Below are 18,366 nucleotides of genomic sequence, written 5' to 3' on the forward strand. Positions count from 1 at the left end.
CCGAGGGATGCTCAATGTTTTACGTGCAACGCGATGCGCAGGGTCAGTTGATTCGCGTGGAAGCTGCGGCCTACGCCGAGGCCACGGAAACGCTGCCGGCCGACCACCACGAAATCCAGGCCTGGTACGCCAACGAGGCCGTGGAGAACAGCCTCAAACAGCTCAAGCAGAGCGACCTGGAAATGATCCGGGTACTCGATGACCTGATTCAGGTGCTGACCCAGAAAGGCGTGATCCGCGTCACCGACCTGCCAGCGGCGGCCCAGGCCAAGTTGATGGACCGGACCCAGGCGCGGGAAGCGCTGGGCGGGTTGAGTCAGTTGATTGATGAGGATGAGGGTGGGTTGATCTGATTTGCCTACAGTCGATCGTTCCCACGCTCTGCGTGGGAATGCCGCCCGTGACGCTCCGCGTCACATCAGTGTCTGACGCGACACCGACGGTGTGACTGGAACGCGGAGCGTGGGAACGATCAGTTTGGCGCTGCATTATTTCCAGGGCTTGGGCTCACCGAACAGCTGCCCCTGAACCCCATACAACCCCATCTCGCGAATCACCGACAATTCCCCTTCCGTCTCGACCCGCTCGGCAATCAGCGGCAGATCGATGCTGTGCGCCGCACGCTGGATCGCTTCGATGAACAGACGCTTGTCGCTTTCCTGATCGATCGCCCGGATGTAACTGCCATCGATCTTCAAATACGCCAGCCCCAGCCGCGCCAGGTTGCCGATCATGCTGAAGCGTCCGCCAAAACGCTGCAGGCTCAGGGAGAAACCGAGCTCGCGCAGGCGCCGGGTCAACTGTTCCAGCACCGCTTGCTCCGGCAATTGTTCCTCGCCGATTTCCAGGGTCAGGCGCGCACCGAGGTTGGAATGCGCTCGCAGAATCTCGAACACTTTGTTCAACGCCTGCGGATCGGCCAGGGTCGCCGAGGACAGATTCAGCGCCAGGGATTCTTCATGACCGGCCATCTGCTCCAGCACCCGCTCGAGCATCAACCGGTCCAGCCGCGCGGTCCAGCCGAAGCGCTCAAGCCACGGCAGGAAGCGCCCGGCGGGAATGGTCTGGCCCTGCTCGTCGAGCAAGCGCGACAGCACCTTGTAATGCAGCACCAGTTGCGTGTCCTGCGCCGCCACTACCGGCTGGAAGAACAGCTCGAAACGCCGCTGATTCAACGCCTGATCGAGCAAACGGTGCCAAGCGTGGTGATCGTCACCGACGTCCGCCACCAGGCTCTGATCGAGGCATGCCCAGTTCTGCTCGCCCTGCCCTTCGGCCTGGGCCAGCGCCTGATCGCCGAGGCTGAGGACCGCTTGCGGCGAGTCGCCGTGAGCGAACGGTGCCAGGCCGATAGAAGCCACGGCGGCCACGTCGGTGGCGCCCGTCGCGTGCAGGCTGCTCAGGGCACTGTCGAGGCTCTGCGCCAGCTGCAACGCTTCTTCGCGGGTCAGCCCCGGCGCCAGCACGGCGAATTCACCACCGCGAATGCGGGTGATGAGGTTCTGGGTTTCCGGGTATTTGGCGCACTCGCGGGACAGTTGCTCGCCAACCGCTTTCAACAATTCATCGGTACGCTGACCGCCAAGGCGCTGGTTCAGCCCGGCCAGATCCTTGACCCGCAACAGCAGCAGATAACCGGAACTGGCCTGCTCCGGGTTGCTCACCCGCGCATTCAGCTGCATCTCGAAATAACGCCGGTTGGCCAACCCGGTGAGGTTGTCCTGATAGGATTCGATGCGCAGTTTTTCACTGCGCTCGGCCTGCTCCTGGAACAGTGCCTTGAGCTTCTCGACCATCTGGTTCATCGCCAGCACTACGCGGCGCAATTCAGGCGTGCGCGGCAGGTCCGGCAGGCTGAGGAACTCACGACGGGCGATGGCGTGGGATTGCTTGACCATGTAATCCAGCGGCTTCAGTTGCCGACGCAGCAACAACGCGCCCAGCACCGCACTCACCGCGCCGCAGACCAGCAACCAGCCCAGGCTGCCGAGTGCGCTCTGCCAGAGCTTGGCCAGGGCGAACATCGGGTGGCTGACCACCTCGACCCGCGCTGCCTGCTCCCAGCCACGGCTGACCAGCGCATCGCCACCGGCCGGCTCCAGGCCGATCAGTTTGACGAACCAGTCCGGCACGTTGGTGACCGCCGGAATGCCGTTGCGCTCGACGATGGTCTGGTCGGTCTTCAGGTCGACCACGCGGATGCTCGAGTAATAACCGCTGTCGAAGATCGAACTGACCAGCAACTCGACCATCGCCGGGTCATCGATGTTCGGCGTCAACGACAGCGCCAGCGCCGTGGCCGCATCCTGGGCGTGGGAGCGCAACTGGTTGACGTACTGGGTGCGCGAGCTCTCCAGACTGACCATGAAGCTGCCGGTGAAGGCGACCACCAGGAACAGACAGATAGCGATCAACAGCTGTTTGAACAAAGACATCTGAGCGCGTGCTCCTAGTTAGTCGTCTCGACCGGAAATCCTTCGGCCTGCATTTTCTTCAACACATCCTGCCAGCGTGACAGGCGCTTGGTGTCACCGACCTTCTTGTTGCCCTTGGCGCCCGGCAGGTACAACCCTTCGGCATTGAAAGAGTAGACCGGCAGCAAATCGGTTCGCTCGGCGGCCGGCTTGATCGGATCGATCAGGCTGTCGAGCACCAGCGGCATGGCGTCAGGGCTGGAATAGTAAGTCAGGACCATGTGCGCGCGGTTCTGGCGCAGCGCCTTTACGTAGGTGATACGCAACTTGTCACTGGCCACACCGAGGTGGCGCAGGCTGAAATACTTGGCGATCGCATAGTCTTCGCAGTCGCCGGCGCCTTTCCACAAGGCTTCGATAGGGGTTTCCCAATAGTCGACCTCGTGCCACAGATCGATGTCTTCGACGTAGCGCATCTGTTTGTTGAAAAACAGGTTCACCACTTTGAGCTTTTCCATCTCGCTGACCTGCTTCTGCGTGGCCAGCAGATTCTGCCAGGCATCGATCCGCTGTTGCCCGGCACCCAACGGCCCGTACAGCGCCGTGGCCTTGCGGCTGATCGCGGAAAAATCCCAATCGGCATGCAGGCCGCCCAGCATGATGCCGGCCAGCAGCAGCGCGCAGGCAAGCCAGCGCGCGATCCGTGGGAACGCGAAACGTACCGCCAATGCAAGGCATCCAGGGCAGAGAGGAAAGCGCTTGATGGTGAAGGTTAGCCCAGCAAAAAACAATGGCACCCTGAGATCATCGCTGGCGCGCTAAACTTCAGATGTGACAGGGTTCTTCTACACGGTTTGACAACCTGTAGAGCAATCACTAGTGTCCTTTGGATCCAAATCCGCAGTCATAGGGTGTGCAGTTGTGACCCAGAAGCCCAAGCCACTCCACAGCATCAAAGTCGACGGCCCGATTCCCGCGCATCTGGCGCGCTCGGTCATCGAAGAAACCCTGCGAGCCGCGATTCTCGACGGGCGCCTGCCCTGCGGCACCGCCGTGCGCCAGCAGGACCTGGCCGACCTGTTCGGTGTCAGCCGCATGCCGGTGCGCGAAGCCTTGCGCCAACTTGAGGCTCAGGGCCTGCTCAGCGTGATTGCCCACAAGGGCGCCGTGGTGGCGCCGCTGATTCAGGGCGATGCAACGCAAACCTATGAGCTGCGCATCCTGCTGGAGTCAGAAGCGCTGCGCCAGTCGATCCCGCTGCTGACCCCGGCCGATCACGAACGCGCGGCCGGCTACATCGAAGAACTGGAAAACGAACACGACTACACCGAAATCGGCCGGCTCAACCGTCTGTTTCACATGGCGCTCTACAGCAAGGCGCCCAATGGCCGGCTGTTGCGACTGGTGGAAGACGGCCTGAATGAAGAAGAACGCTTCCTGCGCTTCAACCTCGAGGCCATGGGCCTGGGCAAACTCTCCCAGGACGATCACCGCGCGTTGTTACAGGCCGTGAAAGAGCGTGACACCCCGCACGCCGTGACACTGCTGGAGCAACACCTCAATCGCGGTGTCGAGGTGATCACCCGTTACCTCGCCAGCTCAGCCGGCCAAAGCCGCAAAGCAGCACGCTGAATTCTCCCTCCCGGGTGAGCCTCCACTCACCCGGCGAATAACCCGCTTACAAATCCCCCCACCGGTTACGGTCATTTGCCGTGGCACATCGACGCCTGCGCTCTAACCTCCCCCTGCTTTGAACAGCCCGGAATTTGCACCGCAAGGAAGTCATTTTCGACGATAGCCGCGGCGCTGATTTACGCGCACCCTTGGACCGCCAACCCAATATAGAACGGGGACGCGCCGCCCCGGCAGCAGTCCCCGCACCAGGAACCTACGGAAGGAGCCTTGTCACGGGAACAGGAAGAAACGGCGCCGTTACAGCCCGACTTCATCCCCTCATATTCATTCAATTACTCAATTGGAAAGTTGCTTCGAGTGAGGCATTCACTCTTGTCGTTCAATTTTGGCCATTAAACGCCGAAAGGAGCAACTACGCCCAAATAAAACTTAACTTATAAGTTTTATCAGACCCACTCATACTTCAAAAACAGCCAACTAAAAATAATTAAAAATAAACTTGTTAAGTTGTTTTGCGATGTATTAGTTTTTCTTCGCCGAGTTTGGATCCGAAATGACAAGCCCGGCACAACCTTGCAGTACGGCCTTGATTGCGACGGCTTGACCGTCCGCTGTAGTTTTGGGCCCTTCAGACATTGCCTGCTTTCATCGAAACCGAATGAGGCTGTCGTTCGCCTGGAGAAACTTGTTCAACGTTATTAGCGATTGATTGAGCAGTCCTTACTTCCCTATTAGCCAGAGTCTCGCAACCATGCCAACTAAAGAGCAACTTACACTAAAGAAAGCCGAACTCAGCGTTCATCCGATCTTCTCCGAAATCGATTCTTTGACGACATTGCGCCGATTCATGGAGTCCCATGTATTTGCGGTCTGGGACTTCATGTCGCTGACCAAGCGCCTGCAGCAGGAACTGACTTGCACGCGTCTGCCGTGGTTGCCGCCACGGGATCCGCACGCAGCAAGACTGATCAATGAAATCGTACTCGGGGAAGAATCTGACGACCGGCTGCCACACGGGCATTACAGTCACTTCGAACTGTACCTCGATGCGATGCGCGAAGTCGGTGCGGACACGACAGCGGTGGAGCGCTTCGTGACGCTGCAACAGGAAGGCGTGAGTTACGACGTCGCCCTGCAAAGCGTCGAGGTCGATCCGGCCGCTGCGCGGTTCGTCCGCGACACTTTGCACACCGCGCTGCATGCACCCGGTCACAGCGTTGCCGCCGCCTTCCTGCACGGTCGCGAGAGCGTGATCCCGACCATGTTTCAGCGCATGCTCGATGCCTGGGGCATCGGCGTCGAACAGGCGCCGACCTTCCGTTACTACCTCGAGCGACACATCGAGGTCGACTCCGAAGACCACGGCCCGGCCGCCGAGCAACTGCTGGATCGCTTGGTCGATGGCGATCCGCAGCGCGAAGCCGAGGTCTACGCCAGCGCCATCGCCGCCGTGGAAAGCCGCATCGCCCTGTGGGACGGCCTGCGCCTGAGCATGCGCGAACCGCTGGCGGAGGTGGCCCAATGAATGCCGCCGACTACCAGTCTTTCGCCGACGCCTGGGAAAGCCGCGCGACCATCCGCACCCGGCCGCGCCGCGTGCTGGAGGATGACGCGCGGCTGATCTATCCGCTCAGCCGCCAGCCGTTGGTGCTCAGCGAAACCTTCCTGCGCGAATGCCCGGAACAGCGGGATTTCGCCCTGGTGCAGACGCTGTACAAATTCATCAACGACGTGGTGATTTTCGAAACCGAGATCGTCGACAAGACCGCGCGAAGCATCGCCAAGAACCGCTTCGCCGTGGCCTTCCCGTTCGCCTGTCGCTACGACGCCATGACCGTGGTCGTGGACGAGGATTACCACGCGCTGGTGGCGATGGATTTCATGCAACAAACGGTAGCCATGACCGGCATCGAGCCCATCGAGTTGCCGAATGAAATCGAGCTGAGCCGGGCGATTCCGGCCGCCGTCGAACTGGCTCCCGAACACCTGCGCAGCGCCGTGGAGCTGATCTGCGTGGCCATCGCCGAAAACACCGTGACTGGCGATGTCGCGGCGTTCGCCCGGGACGACACGGTCAAGCCGTCAATCAAGGGCCTGATGGCCGACCACTTGCTCGACGAGGGCCGGCACTCGAGTTTCTGGGCGCGGATGGTGCGCATCTACTGGCACACCGCGAGCGATGCGGATCGCGACTGCATCGCGCAGATCCTGCCGGTGTTCATCGGCCATTACCTGACCAACGACATCCAGAAGTCCTTCGACCTGCGCCTGATCGACGCTTTGCTGGTCAACGATGCCACCCGCCGCGCCCTGAAAGACGAGATGGCCGGGCTGGCCTTCCCGATCAATCGCCACCACCCGCTGGTGGGCAACATCGTGCGGTTTTTCCACAACAGCTCGCTGCTCGACACACCGTGCGTGCAGCACGCCCTGCGCGACTACCTGGTTTGACAAGGAGGCTGACATGAGACGTCTCGATATTTTGCTGAGGGGCCGCAGCCAAGTCTTGACCGACCTGGCGCAGGAGCTCGAACAACACGGTCATTCATTGCTGACAGAGACTGCTCCGTCGGTGGATCTGGTGATCGATGACGGCAGTCTTGCGCCGCAAAATCACGGCGCGACAGCGCACCTGACTTTACGTCTGGGCATCGGTGCAACGGGCGCCGGCGGTTTGCCGGTGCTCGATCTGCTGTGCCTCTGCAACTCGACGCTGCTGAGCCGCGTGCCCATCGCCGACGAACCGTCCGGCAACGGTCAGGCGTTGCGCCAGCGAACACTGGCGCAGGTGGTGGACGAAGTGGCGCTGCTGGTCAGCCGTTTTTCCCGCGATGCCGAGTATTTCCAGCACGCGACAGCGGCCCGTGCGCCGGACTTCGAGCAGGTGGAAAATCTGCTATTTCTCGACAGCCTGGCTTACGTCCATCGCTTCAATGCCACGGCCAATTCGCAGTTGCTGCAACAAGCGCAGATCCCGGTGATCGAGCGGCTGCAAGAGAGTCTGATCGAACACGCGGAGCGCCCCGCGTTGCACCTTGCCGAGCAGTCGATCAGCTATCGCCAGTTGCATGATCACAGCCGTGCAATCCAGCAACGCTTGCAGGCAATGCTCGAGACACAGCCGCAACCCTGGGTGGTGGGGATTTGCCTGCCGAAATGCGATGCGCTGTTTGCTTCGATCCTGGCGATTCTCGGCAGCGGCGCGGTGTACCTGCCGCTGGAACCGAGCCATCCGCTTCAGCGCCAGCAGTACATTCTGGAAAACGCCGGGGCGGTGCTGTTGCTACACGACGGCGAACATCCGCTTAGCGGTTCGATGCCGGGGCTGGATGTCTGTCGCATCGACCGCACCGACGCCGATCTGTCGCAACCGTTGATGCGTCGTCGGCCAGAGCTCGATGCACCGTGCATGGCGCTCTACACCTCGGGTACTACCGGGCATCCGAAAGGTGTGCTGCTGAGTCAGGCGAACCTCGCGCACTTCACCGCGTGGTACGCCGACTATGTGCAGTTGCGCGCCGAGAGCCGGGTGTTGCAGTTCTCATCGCTGAGCTTCGACTCGTCGCTGATCGACATCTTCCCGACCCTGCTCGAAGGCGCGGAACTGGTGGTGCCCGACGACAACCAGCGGCGTGATCCGCTGCAACTGGTGGCGCTGATTCGACGTCGGCAACTGACCCACGCGTTCCTGCCGCCGGCGCTGTTGAGCATCCTGCCGCTGGAGCAACTGCAAAGCGTCGCGCAAATCATGACCGGCGGCGACGTCTGTGAGCCGTTCGTGATCGAGCAGCTGACGCGCCAAGGCAAGCTGCATAACCTCTACGGCCCGACCGAAGCCACGGTGCTGATCACCGCGCGACAACTGCAACCGGGCGACAGCAATCGCACCCTCGGCGGCCCGATTGCCAACAGTCAGGTGCTGATCCTCGATGACGATCTGCAACCGGTGCCTGAGCAAACGGTGGGCGAATTGTTCATCGTCGGCCCCGGCGTATGCCTGGGTTACCTGAACAATCCACAGCAGACCGCCGAACGCTATCTGGATCTGGAGTTGCCGGACGGCCAGCGTCTGCGCGCCTACCGCAGCGGCGACATGGCCAAGTGGGGCGAGGATGGCATCGAGCTGTGCGGACGGCGCGACAATCAGGTGAAGATCCGCGGCTTCCGGGTCGAGCCGGAGGAGATCGAACGCTGCCTGCGCGAGAGTCAGTTGTATCGGCAAATCGCCGTGGTGATCGACAGTCAGCGACGGATTCTGGCGTTCCTCGCCCAGCCGCAATCGGATGCCGCGCGCGAGTCGTTGAAAGCTCACGCACAGCAGTTTTTGCCCGACTACATGCAACCGGTGGCATGGACGGAATTGCCGAACATGCCGTTCGCCGCCAATGGCAAAGTCGACCGCAAGGCCTTGCTGGAGCTGCCGGTCAGCGTGCAGGACAGCGGCCCCAAATGCCTGCCGGCCAACGCCGACGAAGCGCTGCTGCTGGAGATCTGGGGCGAGTTGCTGGAGCTGCCGACCAGCGACATTTCCACCGACGAAAGCTTCTTCAATCTCGGCGGTCACTCGATTCTGCTGTCGCGCATGCTCCTGCGTCTACGGGAGGAGTTCGGTCGCAGTATTTCGATCAACCGCTTCATCGAACTGCCGACCATCACGAAGCTCGCCACCCTGGTACGCGGCACCGATGACAGCGCGGTGCTCAGCGCCCAGGCGATGGCCGACGCCGAGCGAGCGCTGGACATCGAGCCGCTGCCGATCAGCCGCATGGGCGATGTGCACAAGGTGATCGTCACCGGCGCCAACAGCTTTGTCGGTGTGCACATCGTCGAGGCGCTGCTGGGATGGGGCGCCAGCGAGGTGGCGTGTCTGGTGCGCGACGGCGGCGGGCAAACGGCGGCGCAGCGCTTTGCCCAGTCGTTGCGAGAGAACAGGCTGGAGCATCTGGACCTGAGTCGGGTGCGGGTCTATTCGGCGGACATCAGCCGGCCGCAACTGGGCCTGGCCAATGAGGATTTCGAGCGACTGGATCGCGAGTTCGGCGCGCTGGTGCACAACGCCGCCAACGTCAATCACGTGCTCGATTACGAGTCGTTGGCGGCGGACAACGTCGAGCCGATTTTCGAACTGCTGCGGCTGTGCGAAGGACGCAGCAAGAAGGTGTTCAATTTCGTCTCGACGCTGTCGGCCTCCAGCACCGTCGACGACGCAGGCCGGGTGCTGGAACTGCCCGCCGCACCGACGCCGCCGATCTACATCCGCAACGGCTACAACCTGTCGAAATGGGTCGGCGAACGCATCCTCGAGCGGGCGCGGGAGCGTGGGGTGCGGGTCAATCTGTATCGGCCCGGCAACATCAGTTTCAACAGCCTCAGCGGCGTCTGCCAGCCGCACAAGAACCGCTTGATGCTGATGCTCAAGGGCTCGATCCAGCTCGGGCAGGTGCCGGCCTTCGCGCTGAATTTCGACCTGATGCCGGTGGATTTTCTCGCCCGGTTCATCGCCTTCCACGCCAGCCGCTACTCGGCCGAACGGGCGGTATTCAACCTGCATAACCCGGAGCCTCTGAGCTGGGACGCCTACGTTGCGTCGTTCCGCGAAACCGGCAGCGAGTTTTCGCTGGTCAGCGTCGCCGACTGGCAGCAGCAACTGGGCCGGGTCGATGCCGACAACGCGCTGTTCGGCGTACTCGGTTTCTACCTCAACGGCTTCGAGGAAGACATCGGCGACATCTCCCTGATCAGCCACGCCAACGCCCAGGCCGGCGTACAGCAGATGGGCGCGCACTACCCGGAAAAATCCCCGGCGCTGCTGCGTCGCGGCTGCGACTACCTGAAAGAAATCAACTTCATCTGACTCAACCACCAAGGAGCAACACCATGAGCAATCTGCAACCCGACACCCTGATCAAGAATCCTCACGGCTGCCACGTCGTGTCTTCGGTGGAAGTGCCGGTGGACGCCAGACAAGTGTGGGCGGTGGTAGGCAAATTCGACGGTTTCGACCGCTTCATTCCGGCCCTGTCGCACATCGAAATGACCGGCGAAGGCGTGTCTTCGCTGCGCAAGAAGTTCTTCAAGGATGGCAACGTGGTGGTCGAGCAACTCAACTCCCGGAACGACCAGGCGCTGAGCATGACCTGGACCACGATCTACAACACCCTGGGCGTGGCCAATCTGTGGGCGGCGATGAATGTGGAATCGCTGGGCGCGGGCAAGTCGCGGGCGACCTGGACGATCATTGCCGAACCGGCCAGCGGCGGCCCAGAGGCGCTGCCGGGGTTCAAGGATTTCGTGCAGGGGTTCGCCGATGATGCGATGGGCAATGTGCAGAAGCTGTTTGTGTAAGGCATGAAAAAGCCCGCTGCGGATCACTCCGCAGCGGGCTGTTTTTTGACCGCTAGTGATCAGATCTTGAAGCTGTCGACCAGTTGTTTCAAACGGTTGGCCTGCTGCGACAACGCATCGCAATCCTTCAACGTTTCATTGAGGTTGGCCACGCTCTGCTGGTTCAGCAGGTTGATCTGATTGACGTCGACGTTGAGGGTTTCCACCACGGCGGTCTGCTCTTCGGTAGCGGCGGCCACCGACTGGTTCATGCCGTCGATTTCGCCGATGCGCTGGGTCACGCTGACCAGACGCAGACCGGCCTGGTTCGCCACTTCAACGGTTTCCTCGCTGGACGCCTGACTGGCGTTCATGGTGGTCACCGCTTCGCGGGAGCCGACCTGCAGCGAAGTGATCATCTTGTGGATCTCTTCCGCCGATTCCTGAGTGCGGTGAGCGAGGTTACGCACCTCGTCCGCCACCACCGCAAAACCGCGTCCGGCTTCACCGGCACGGGCCGCTTCAATGGCCGCGTTGAGCGCCAGCAGGTTGGTCTGCTGGGAGATGCCTTTGATCACGTCGAGAATGTGGCCGATGTTGTCGGTGCTCGCGTTCAGGGTTTCGATCTGGGTGCACGACAGGCTGATCTTCTGCGACAGCTCGGTCATCGCCTGAATCGTCTGCTCGACCACCTGACGACCGTCATCGGCCTGCTCGCTCGCGCCGCTGGCGTGTTGCGAGGCATCGGCGGCGTTGCGGGCGATTTCCTGGGTGGCGGCACCCAGTTGATTGATCGCGGCGGCCACGCTGTTGGTGCGTGCGCTTTGCTCGTCGGAGCCAATGATCGAGGCGTTGGACGATGCCATCACCCGTTGCGACAGGTCGTGTACGTGGCGAGTCGCGGAAGACACTTCGGAAATGGACGCGTGAATCCGCTCCACGAACTGGTTGAACGAACTGCCCAGCTCGCCGAACTCGTCCTTGCTTTCCACGACCAGACGGCGAGTCAGGTCACCTTCACCCTGGGCGATGTCCTGCATCGCGCGGCCCATGGTGATCAGCGGACGCATCAGCACGGTGATCAACAGGCTCAGGAACACCGCAATCGCGCCGACAGCAACGAACATTGCGATCAGTGCCGAGGTACGGAACTGGCTGAGTGCGGCGTAGGCCTTGTCGCGATCGATCGACAGACCGATGTACCACTCGGCATTCGGCAGACCTGCGACCGGGGTGAACGACAGGATGCGCTCCTGACCGTTGAGCACCACGTTCTGGTTGCCCTTCTGGATGCGCACATCGGCGTTCGGGTAGATGTCCTTGAGGTTCTTCATCACCTGGTCTTTGTCCGGGCTGACGATCACCTGACCGTCCCCGCTGACCAGGAACGCGTGGCCCAGGCCACCGAAGTCCACCGAGTTGATGATCTTCACCAGGGTTTCCAGGCTCAGGTCACCGCCCACGACGCCGAGCAGCTCGCCGTTCTTTTTCACCGGCATGGCGATGGTCACCACCAGACCGCCAACGGCGGCCATGTATGGCGGGGTCAGCATGGTCTGGTCAGCGGCCACAGCCTGCTTGTACCACGGGCGCTGACGCGGGTCGTAGCCATCCGGCATCTTCGCGTCAGGGCGCTGGGTGAACACACCGTTGGCCTGGCCGACGTAGGTGAACTGGAAGTTCGAGGTGAAGGCCGGTTGATCGACCAGGCCCGGGAAGTCGGCGTTCTTGCCTTGATGGGCGACGTTCTGCGCGAGGTTTTCCAGTACCAGAATTCGCCCGCTCATCCAGTTCTGCACACTGCTCGCGGTCAGGTCGCCGGCCTGTTGGACCGAGGACTGGAGGTTCTGGCGAATAGTATTTCGCTGCAGATAGTCGTTGTACAAAGTGAACAGCGCGAACGCCAGGACCACAACGCCCGAGGCGGCCAGCAGGATTTTATGGCTGAACTTGAGATTCATTTCATGGGACTTCTTATGCGAAAAGTGGGGATGCGTTCCGGATGCAACATTCCATGTACAGCGCAGGCAGCGTTCTGAGGACTGCTCTACTTTGGTGCACGCATGTCTCACCAGTCTGTCGGCACGCTTCGGAGAAAACTTAGGCCTATGTAGGAAATGGGCGGCATTTCTGCCAGATTCCCGCCGAACGGCGTGCCAGAGCGTTCGCCTGTCAATTTTTGATGACTGTTTTGCAGCGCCGGTTGCAAATTCTGTAACCCTTGATGACAATGCGACTAATTATCATTTGTGACGTTCGGGCTGTCGCATTCATGTCCTCACCTGAGTTTGCAGTACAGGCGCTTTACAGTAGTCATCACGGCTGGCTCAACAGCTGGTTGCGCGCGCGACTGGGCAATGCCGCCGATGCGGCGGATCTGGCTCAGGACACCTTCGTGCGTTTGCTGCAGCGCACCGAGCGTCTGGAACTCAAGGCACCTCGCGCGTTTTTGCGCACAGTTGCCCGAGGGCTGGTGATTGATCATTGGCGCCGTGAAGAAATTGAACGCGCCTATCTGGAAACCATCGCCCATTTGCCTGAAGCCGAAACCCCGAGTGCCGAATCCCGTGCCTTGGTGATCGAACTGCTCGAAGGCATCGCCCGCATGCTTGAAGGCTTGAAGCCGAAAGTGCGTCAGGCGTTTCTGCTGGCTCAGTGCGAAGGTTTGACCCACAAGCAGATCGCCGAGCAGATGGGCCTGTCCCTGCGCTCGGTAGAACGCTACGTCGCCGACGCCCTGTTTCACTGCTACGTGCTGCGGTACGAAAACTGATGCCGGTGGATAACCTCTCGCTTGGCCGACGCGCCGAGCCACCGCAACAGGTCGTCCGAAAGGCCATTCACTGGCTCCTGCGTCTGCGCAACAACCATGGCAATCCGCGCCTGAATCGCCAGTGCGAACAATGGCGCGCCGAACACCATGATCACGAACTGGCCTGGCAACGGGTGCAGTCTCTGCAAGCTGAACTGACCCACAATCTGCGCGCCGTGCCCGGTGCGCAGGTGGCGTTCAATACGCTGGAAAACAGTGCTCAGGGGTTGGGTCGGCGTCAGGCATTGAAGCTGTTGTCCGGCGCGCTGCTGATGGGCTCGGCGGGATGGCTGGCCAGGGACACTACCGTCTGGCAACAGTGGAGCGCCGACTACGCCACCGCCACCGGCGAGCGCCGTGGCTTCCAGCTGCCGGACGGCACGCGGATCGAGCTCAACACCGCCAGCAGCGTGGATCTCGATTACACCGCCCAGCAACGGCTGATCAAACTGACCCGTGGCGAAATCATCATCACCTGTGGCGGTGCCGATGAAGGTGCGCCATTTGACCGACCGCTGCGGGTGCAGAGTCGTCATGGCAGTTACGAGCCGTTCAAGGCGCGATTCATTCTGCGCCAGGAAGATGGATGCACGCGCCTGAGCGTCACCAGTGGCCGGGTCGCGATTCACTCCGCCGGCAACTCGACGGAAGCAATCGCCGGTCAGAGCTACTTGATCGACCACCATCAAATTCGCCCGGCGCCGCCGTTGGACATGGACGCCGGTGCCTGGGTCGACGGGCTGATCGTGACCCGCAACATGCGGCTGGGCGACTTCCTCAGCGAAGTCAGCCGGTATCGTCAGGGCTTTCTGAACTGTGCGTCGGACATTGCGGATTTGCGCCTGTCCGGCGTGTTCCGTCTTGAGGACACCGACAAGCTGCTGGCGATCCTGCCGCAGACCCTGCCGGTGCAATTGCGCTACCGCACTCGTTGGTGGGTGACGCTGGAGTCTGTGGCCTGAAATTATTTTGGCGGGTTTTCGCGGCAAGTCCGGCTTAGTCAGTAAGCACTTCAACTCAGCCTTCGCGACTGCCTACGGAAACCTACAATGACTGCGCGCGTTACCTGTAAGAACCCTCTGAATTTCTCTGCCGAATCGGGCCTGTTGCGTCACGCCGTTCGGGCGGCGCTGTTCTCTACTGCACTGGGCGTTGGCATGTTGCCGAGCCTGAGCATGGCGGCCAATGCCAGCGAGGTCAGCAGCCACCGCTACAACATCGCCGCCGGACCGCTGGGCGATGCGCTCAACCAGTTCGCGCGCCAGGCGGGCATCACGTTGTCGATGACGCCGCAGCAAACCCAGGGCCGGCAGTCACCGGGTGTGCAGGGCGAGTACTCGACCGATCAGGCCTTGAGCCATTTGCTCAACGGCTCGGGCCTGGAGGCGGTCAGCCAGGATGGCAGCAGCTATGTGTTGCGCTCGGTCTCAGAAACCGAAGCGCTGGCCCTGCCGACCACCGACATCAAAGGCTTCGCCCTCGGTAACGCGCTGGGCAAGATGGACGGCTACAACGCGACACACAGTCAGATCGCCACCAAAACCAGTACCGCATTGCTGGAAACTTCGCAAAGCGTGTCCGTGGTTACCCGTGAGCAAATGGATGACCAGGGCTCGCAAACTGTGTCCCAGGCCATGCGTTATACCCCCGGCGTAGTGACCAACCCTTACGGCGCCACGCACCGTTACGACTACGTGGCAATGCGCGGCTTCAACGATGGCTCGGTGGACAACATCTACCTCGACGGCCTCAAGTCGATGGGCGACAGCGGCACCTACAGCACGATGCAGATCGATCCGTATTTCCTCGAGCGTGTCGATATTCTGAAGGGCCCGTCGTCGGTACTTTACGGCCGTAGCTCGCCGGGCGGTCTGGTGGCGCTGACCAGCAAGAAGCCGCTGTACGAGGCCTATCACCAGGTTCAAGCCACCGTCGGCACTCAGGGCCAGCGCGGTGTCGGTTTTGACTTCAGCGGACCGGTCGATGACGACAAGCGCATCGCCTATCGTCTGATCGGATTAACGGATCAGTCCGACACGCAGTTCGACCACAACAAGGAAAAGCGCTTCGCCCTAGCGCCGACCGTCAGCATCGACTTCAGCGACGACACCTCGCTGACCCTGCAAGCGTATCTGCAGCATGACCCGTACGGCGGCTATCACGGTGGCGTGCCGGCCGACGGCACGATTCATCAACGCAACGGCAATCGCATTTCGCCGCATTTCTTCGAAGGCGAGCCGGGCATCGATGGTTACTCCCGTGATCAGCAGTCGTTCGGTTACCAGTTCGAACACCGCTTCAACGACGTCTTCACCGCGCGGCAGAATTTCCGCTACCTCGACTCCAAAGTGAACATGGATCAGGTGTACGCCTATGGCTGGACGTCGCCGACCAGTAACGAACTGAATCGCTACTACACCGGCGGTGACGAGCGTCTGCACGCGTTCATCGTCGACAACATGCTCCAAGCTGAATTCTTCACCGGCGCGACCAAGCACACTGTGCTGATGGGGGCGGATTACCAGCGACGCAAAACCGTGGTCGACTGGACCAGTGGCGGCCTGGCGCCAATCAATGCGTTCAACCCGGTATATGGCAATTCGGCTATTACGCCGTACGGCGAGACCAGCTACCTGCGGCGCCTGGAGCAGACCGGCGTTTACCTGCAAGACCTGATCGAGATGGACAAGTGGCGCTTCTCGCTGGGCCTGCGTCAGGACTGGGTGGAAACCTCCGACGAAAACCGCATCGCCGAAGCGGGCCGTCCGGTCGGCACCGAGATCAATGATCGACGCACCAAGCTCACCGGCCGTGCCGGCGCGCTGTATCTGTTCGATAACGGTCTCGCGCCGTACGTCAGCTATTCCGAGTCGTTCAACCCGAATTCCTACGCGGACAGTGCTGGCAATCCTCTTGCACCGACCGATGGAACGCAGTGGGAAATGGGCTTGAAGTATCAGCCGCCGGGTACTGACAACCTGTTCACCGCCTCGTTGTTCCGCATCGATCAGGAGAATCTGGCGACCAAACTGCCGCAGGAAAACTTCTATCGCGCTGTAGGTGCTGTCCGCTCTCAGGGTCTGGAACTGGAAGCGCACATGCAGCTGACCGACAACCTGAAAGTGCTCGGCAGCTACACCTTCACCGACATTGAATACTCGAAGTCGATGACCAGCACCTTGAGCACACCGACCAACGTGATCGAGAACAAAGGCAACTCGCCAACCCAGGCGCCGCGGCACATGGCGTCCTTGTGGGCCGACTACAAGTTCGACAGCGCGGCGCTTGATGGCCTGCGATTGGGCGGTGGTGTGCGTTATGTCGGCTATAGCTGGGCAGATGCAGAGAACACCATGAAAGTGCCGTCCTACACATTGTTCGACGCATCGATTGGCTATGACCTCGGCAAGGTCGGTCTGAAGGGTGTCGACGTACGCCTGAATGCGAACAATCTGACCAACGAATCCTACGTAGCCTCCTGCGCCAGTCTGGACTTCTGCTACATGGGCGAAGAGCGCAACGTCGCCGCGACGGTCAGTTACCAGTTCTAAGCCTTTGTCTTGTGCATAAAAAAGCCAGCCCCTGATTTCAGGGGCTGGCTTTGTCGTATCTGTGAGGGAGTTTTCATGCGTTCGTTTCTGGTTTTGTTACACCGGTATATCGGATTGGCCACGGCGGTTTTTCTGCTGCTGGCCGGGATCACGGGGAGCATTCTGGCGTTCAACCATGAGCTGGATGAGTGGTTGAATCCGGAGTTTTACGCGGCCTCGGCCGAGGGGGAGCGTCTGCCGCCAGGTGAGCTGGTTGATGTGGTGCAATCGGCCCATCCGAAGTTGCAGGTCTGGTACATGGAGTACCCGAATGAGGCAGGCCACACGGCATTGCTGGCGGCGGTTCCGCGAAATGATCCCGCGACGGGCGAACCGTATAAAGAACGCAACCAGGTGTTCTACCTCGACCCTGTCAGTGGCGAGCAGAAAGGCCAGCGTTATTGGGGCGAGTGCTGTTTCCAGCGTGAGAACTTCGTTCCGTTCATTCTTGAGTTTCACTACAACCTGATACTGCCCGGTAACTCGGGTTTGCTGTTGATGGGGTTGGTGGCCATCGCCTGGGTAATCGATTGCTTCATCGCCCTCTGGCTGACGTTGCCGCGGGGTAAACCGTTCTGGAAGAAGTGGTCGAACTCCTGGAAGATCAAGGGTGGGCATGCCTATCGACTCAACTTCGATCTGCATCGGGCAGGGGGCTTGTGGCTGTGGTTGTTGTTGCTGCCGATAGCCGTCAGCAGTGTCGCGATGAACCTGCCGAGCCAAGTCTTCAAACCCGCGGTGTCGTTGTTTTCTCCGATTGAACCGAGCGTGTATGAGGCGCGAGGGCGAATGCCTGCCGAAGATCTGGGGATCACCCAATTGAGTTATCAACAGGCGTACGAAAGGGCACAGCAGGAGGGGAAAAGGTTGGGACTGACAGCGGCGATCGGCGAGTTGTATTACAGCTTTGAGTACAACTTCTATGGCGCGGGATTTGGTCAGCATGACACCGAGGCCCACGGTAAATCCTGGTTGTTCTTCCACGGTACGGACGGACGATTATTGGGGCAGGAGATTGCAGGAGAAGGGACGTTGGGAGAGCGGTTTTATCGGTTGCAGTTGCCGATACATGGAGGACGGATCATAGGTTTCACCGGGCAAGTGATGATCGCAGTATTGGGTGTTCTGATTGCGGGGTTGTCGGGAACTGGCGTCTACATCTGGTGGCGCAAATGGCAGGCTCGTCGGAGCAGCAAGGCACGTAGAGCTGTTTGAAGATTGGACGTTTGTGGGCACTGAAACGACAAAACCCCTGTCTGCGTTAGCAGACAGGGGTTTCGGAATTCAATCTTGACGATGACCTACTCTCACATGGGGAAACCCCACACTACCATCGGCGATGCATCGTTTCACTTCTGAGTTCGGGATGGGATCAGGTGGTTCCAACGCTCTATGGTCGTCAAGAAATTCTGTGACCAGCCCGTTACCGCAGTAACGTTCCGGCAAAAATCGGTGACTTCTACTAAAACAAAACCCCAACTGCTTTCGCAATTGGGGTTTCGGAATTTAATCTTGACGATGACCTACTCTCACATGGGGAAACCCCACACTACCATCGGCGATGCATCGTTTCACTTCTGAGTTCGGGATG

General features: G+C 60.5%; 13 protein-coding genes and 2 rRNA genes. 10 read left to right on the top strand and 5 right to left on the bottom strand.

Annotated elements, in window-relative coordinates:
- Nucleotides 1-14 precede the first annotated feature (14 nt).
- On the top strand, nt 15-353 hold the full coding sequence (locus L6D82_RS26295) for a tryptophan synthase subunit beta (RefSeq protein ID WP_085613332.1): 339 nt from the start codon (nt 15-17) through the stop codon (nt 351-353).
- 135 nt (nt 354-488) lie between these two features.
- On the opposite strand, the gene lapD is transcribed toward L6D82_RS26295, so the two are convergent.
- Nucleotides 489-2,435, bottom strand: a complete 1,947-nt coding sequence (gene lapD / locus L6D82_RS26300) for a cyclic di-GMP receptor LapD (RefSeq protein ID WP_236191951.1) — start codon at nt 2,433-2,435, stop codon at nt 489-491.
- 14 nt (nt 2,436-2,449) lie between these two features.
- Nucleotides 2,450-3,142 (bottom strand): cysteine protease LapG, encoded by a 693-nt coding sequence (gene lapG / locus L6D82_RS26305; RefSeq protein ID WP_085748537.1) that lies wholly within the window; start codon nt 3,140-3,142, stop codon nt 2,450-2,452.
- A 193-nt stretch (nt 3,143-3,335) separates the two neighbouring features.
- Between lapG and L6D82_RS26310 the strand changes: the two genes are divergently transcribed.
- The 5 genes from L6D82_RS26310 (at nt 3,336) to L6D82_RS26330 (ending at nt 10,394) form a co-directional block, all read left to right on the top strand.
- On the top strand, nt 3,336-4,046 hold the full coding sequence (locus L6D82_RS26310) for a GntR family transcriptional regulator (RefSeq protein ID WP_085748538.1): 711 nt from the start codon (nt 3,336-3,338) through the stop codon (nt 4,044-4,046).
- A gap of 754 nt (nt 4,047-4,800) precedes the next feature.
- On the top strand, nt 4,801-5,574 hold the full coding sequence (locus tag L6D82_RS26315) for a DUF3050 domain-containing protein (RefSeq protein ID WP_102688632.1): 774 nt from the start codon (nt 4,801-4,803) through the stop codon (nt 5,572-5,574).
- Nucleotides 5,571-6,500 (top strand): diiron oxygenase, encoded by a 930-nt coding sequence (locus L6D82_RS26320; RefSeq protein WP_236191952.1) that lies wholly within the window; start codon nt 5,571-5,573, stop codon nt 6,498-6,500. The genes L6D82_RS26315 and L6D82_RS26320 overlap by 4 nt, the downstream gene beginning before the upstream one ends.
- 13 nt (nt 6,501-6,513) lie before the next feature.
- Nucleotides 6,514-9,903 carry an amino acid adenylation domain-containing protein gene (locus L6D82_RS26325; protein ID WP_236191953.1) on the top strand — a complete coding sequence of 1,130 codons (3,390 nt, stop codon included), beginning with the start codon at nt 6,514-6,516 and terminating at the stop codon, nt 9,901-9,903.
- A 23-nt stretch (nt 9,904-9,926) separates the two neighbouring features.
- Nucleotides 9,927-10,394, top strand: a complete 468-nt coding sequence (locus L6D82_RS26330) for an SRPBCC family protein (RefSeq protein WP_236191954.1) — start codon at nt 9,927-9,929, stop codon at nt 10,392-10,394.
- 59 nt (nt 10,395-10,453) lie between these two features.
- Here L6D82_RS26330 and L6D82_RS26335 read toward each other — a convergent pair whose 3' ends face one another.
- Nucleotides 10,454-12,334, bottom strand: a complete 1,881-nt coding sequence (locus L6D82_RS26335) for a methyl-accepting chemotaxis protein (protein WP_102688636.1) — start codon at nt 12,332-12,334, stop codon at nt 10,454-10,456.
- Nucleotides 12,335-12,645: 311 nt separating this feature from the next.
- Between L6D82_RS26335 and L6D82_RS26340 the strand changes: the two genes are divergently transcribed.
- From L6D82_RS26340 to L6D82_RS26355, 4 genes are all read left to right on the top strand, one after another.
- Nucleotides 12,646-13,146 (top strand): sigma-70 family RNA polymerase sigma factor, encoded by a 501-nt coding sequence (locus L6D82_RS26340; RefSeq protein WP_236191955.1) that lies wholly within the window; start codon nt 12,646-12,648, stop codon nt 13,144-13,146.
- Nucleotides 13,146-14,147 (top strand): FecR domain-containing protein, encoded by a 1,002-nt coding sequence (locus L6D82_RS26345; protein WP_236191956.1) that lies wholly within the window; start codon nt 13,146-13,148, stop codon nt 14,145-14,147. The genes L6D82_RS26340 and L6D82_RS26345 overlap by 1 nt, the downstream gene beginning before the upstream one ends.
- A gap of 87 nt (nt 14,148-14,234) precedes the next feature.
- Nucleotides 14,235-16,736, top strand: coding sequence for a TonB-dependent siderophore receptor (locus tag L6D82_RS26350; protein ID WP_236191957.1), 2,502 nt, complete (start codon nt 14,235-14,237; stop codon nt 16,734-16,736).
- Nucleotides 16,737-16,811: 75 nt separating this feature from the next.
- Nucleotides 16,812-17,990, top strand: a complete 1,179-nt coding sequence (locus tag L6D82_RS26355; RefSeq protein ID WP_236191958.1) for a PepSY-associated TM helix domain-containing protein — start codon at nt 16,812-16,814, stop codon at nt 17,988-17,990.
- Between the two features lie 73 nt (nt 17,991-18,063).
- Here the strand turns inward: L6D82_RS26355 and rrf (L6D82_RS26360) are convergent.
- Nucleotides 18,064-18,179 (bottom strand): 5S ribosomal RNA (gene rrf, locus L6D82_RS26360).
- A gap of 106 nt (nt 18,180-18,285) precedes the next feature.
- A 5S ribosomal RNA gene (gene rrf / locus L6D82_RS28880) occupies nt 18,286-18,366 on the bottom strand; the annotation flags it as partial.

This window comes from Pseudomonas paraglycinae (assembly GCF_021601625.1).
Taxonomy (GTDB): domain Bacteria; phylum Pseudomonadota; class Gammaproteobacteria; order Pseudomonadales; family Pseudomonadaceae; genus Aquipseudomonas; species Aquipseudomonas paraglycinae.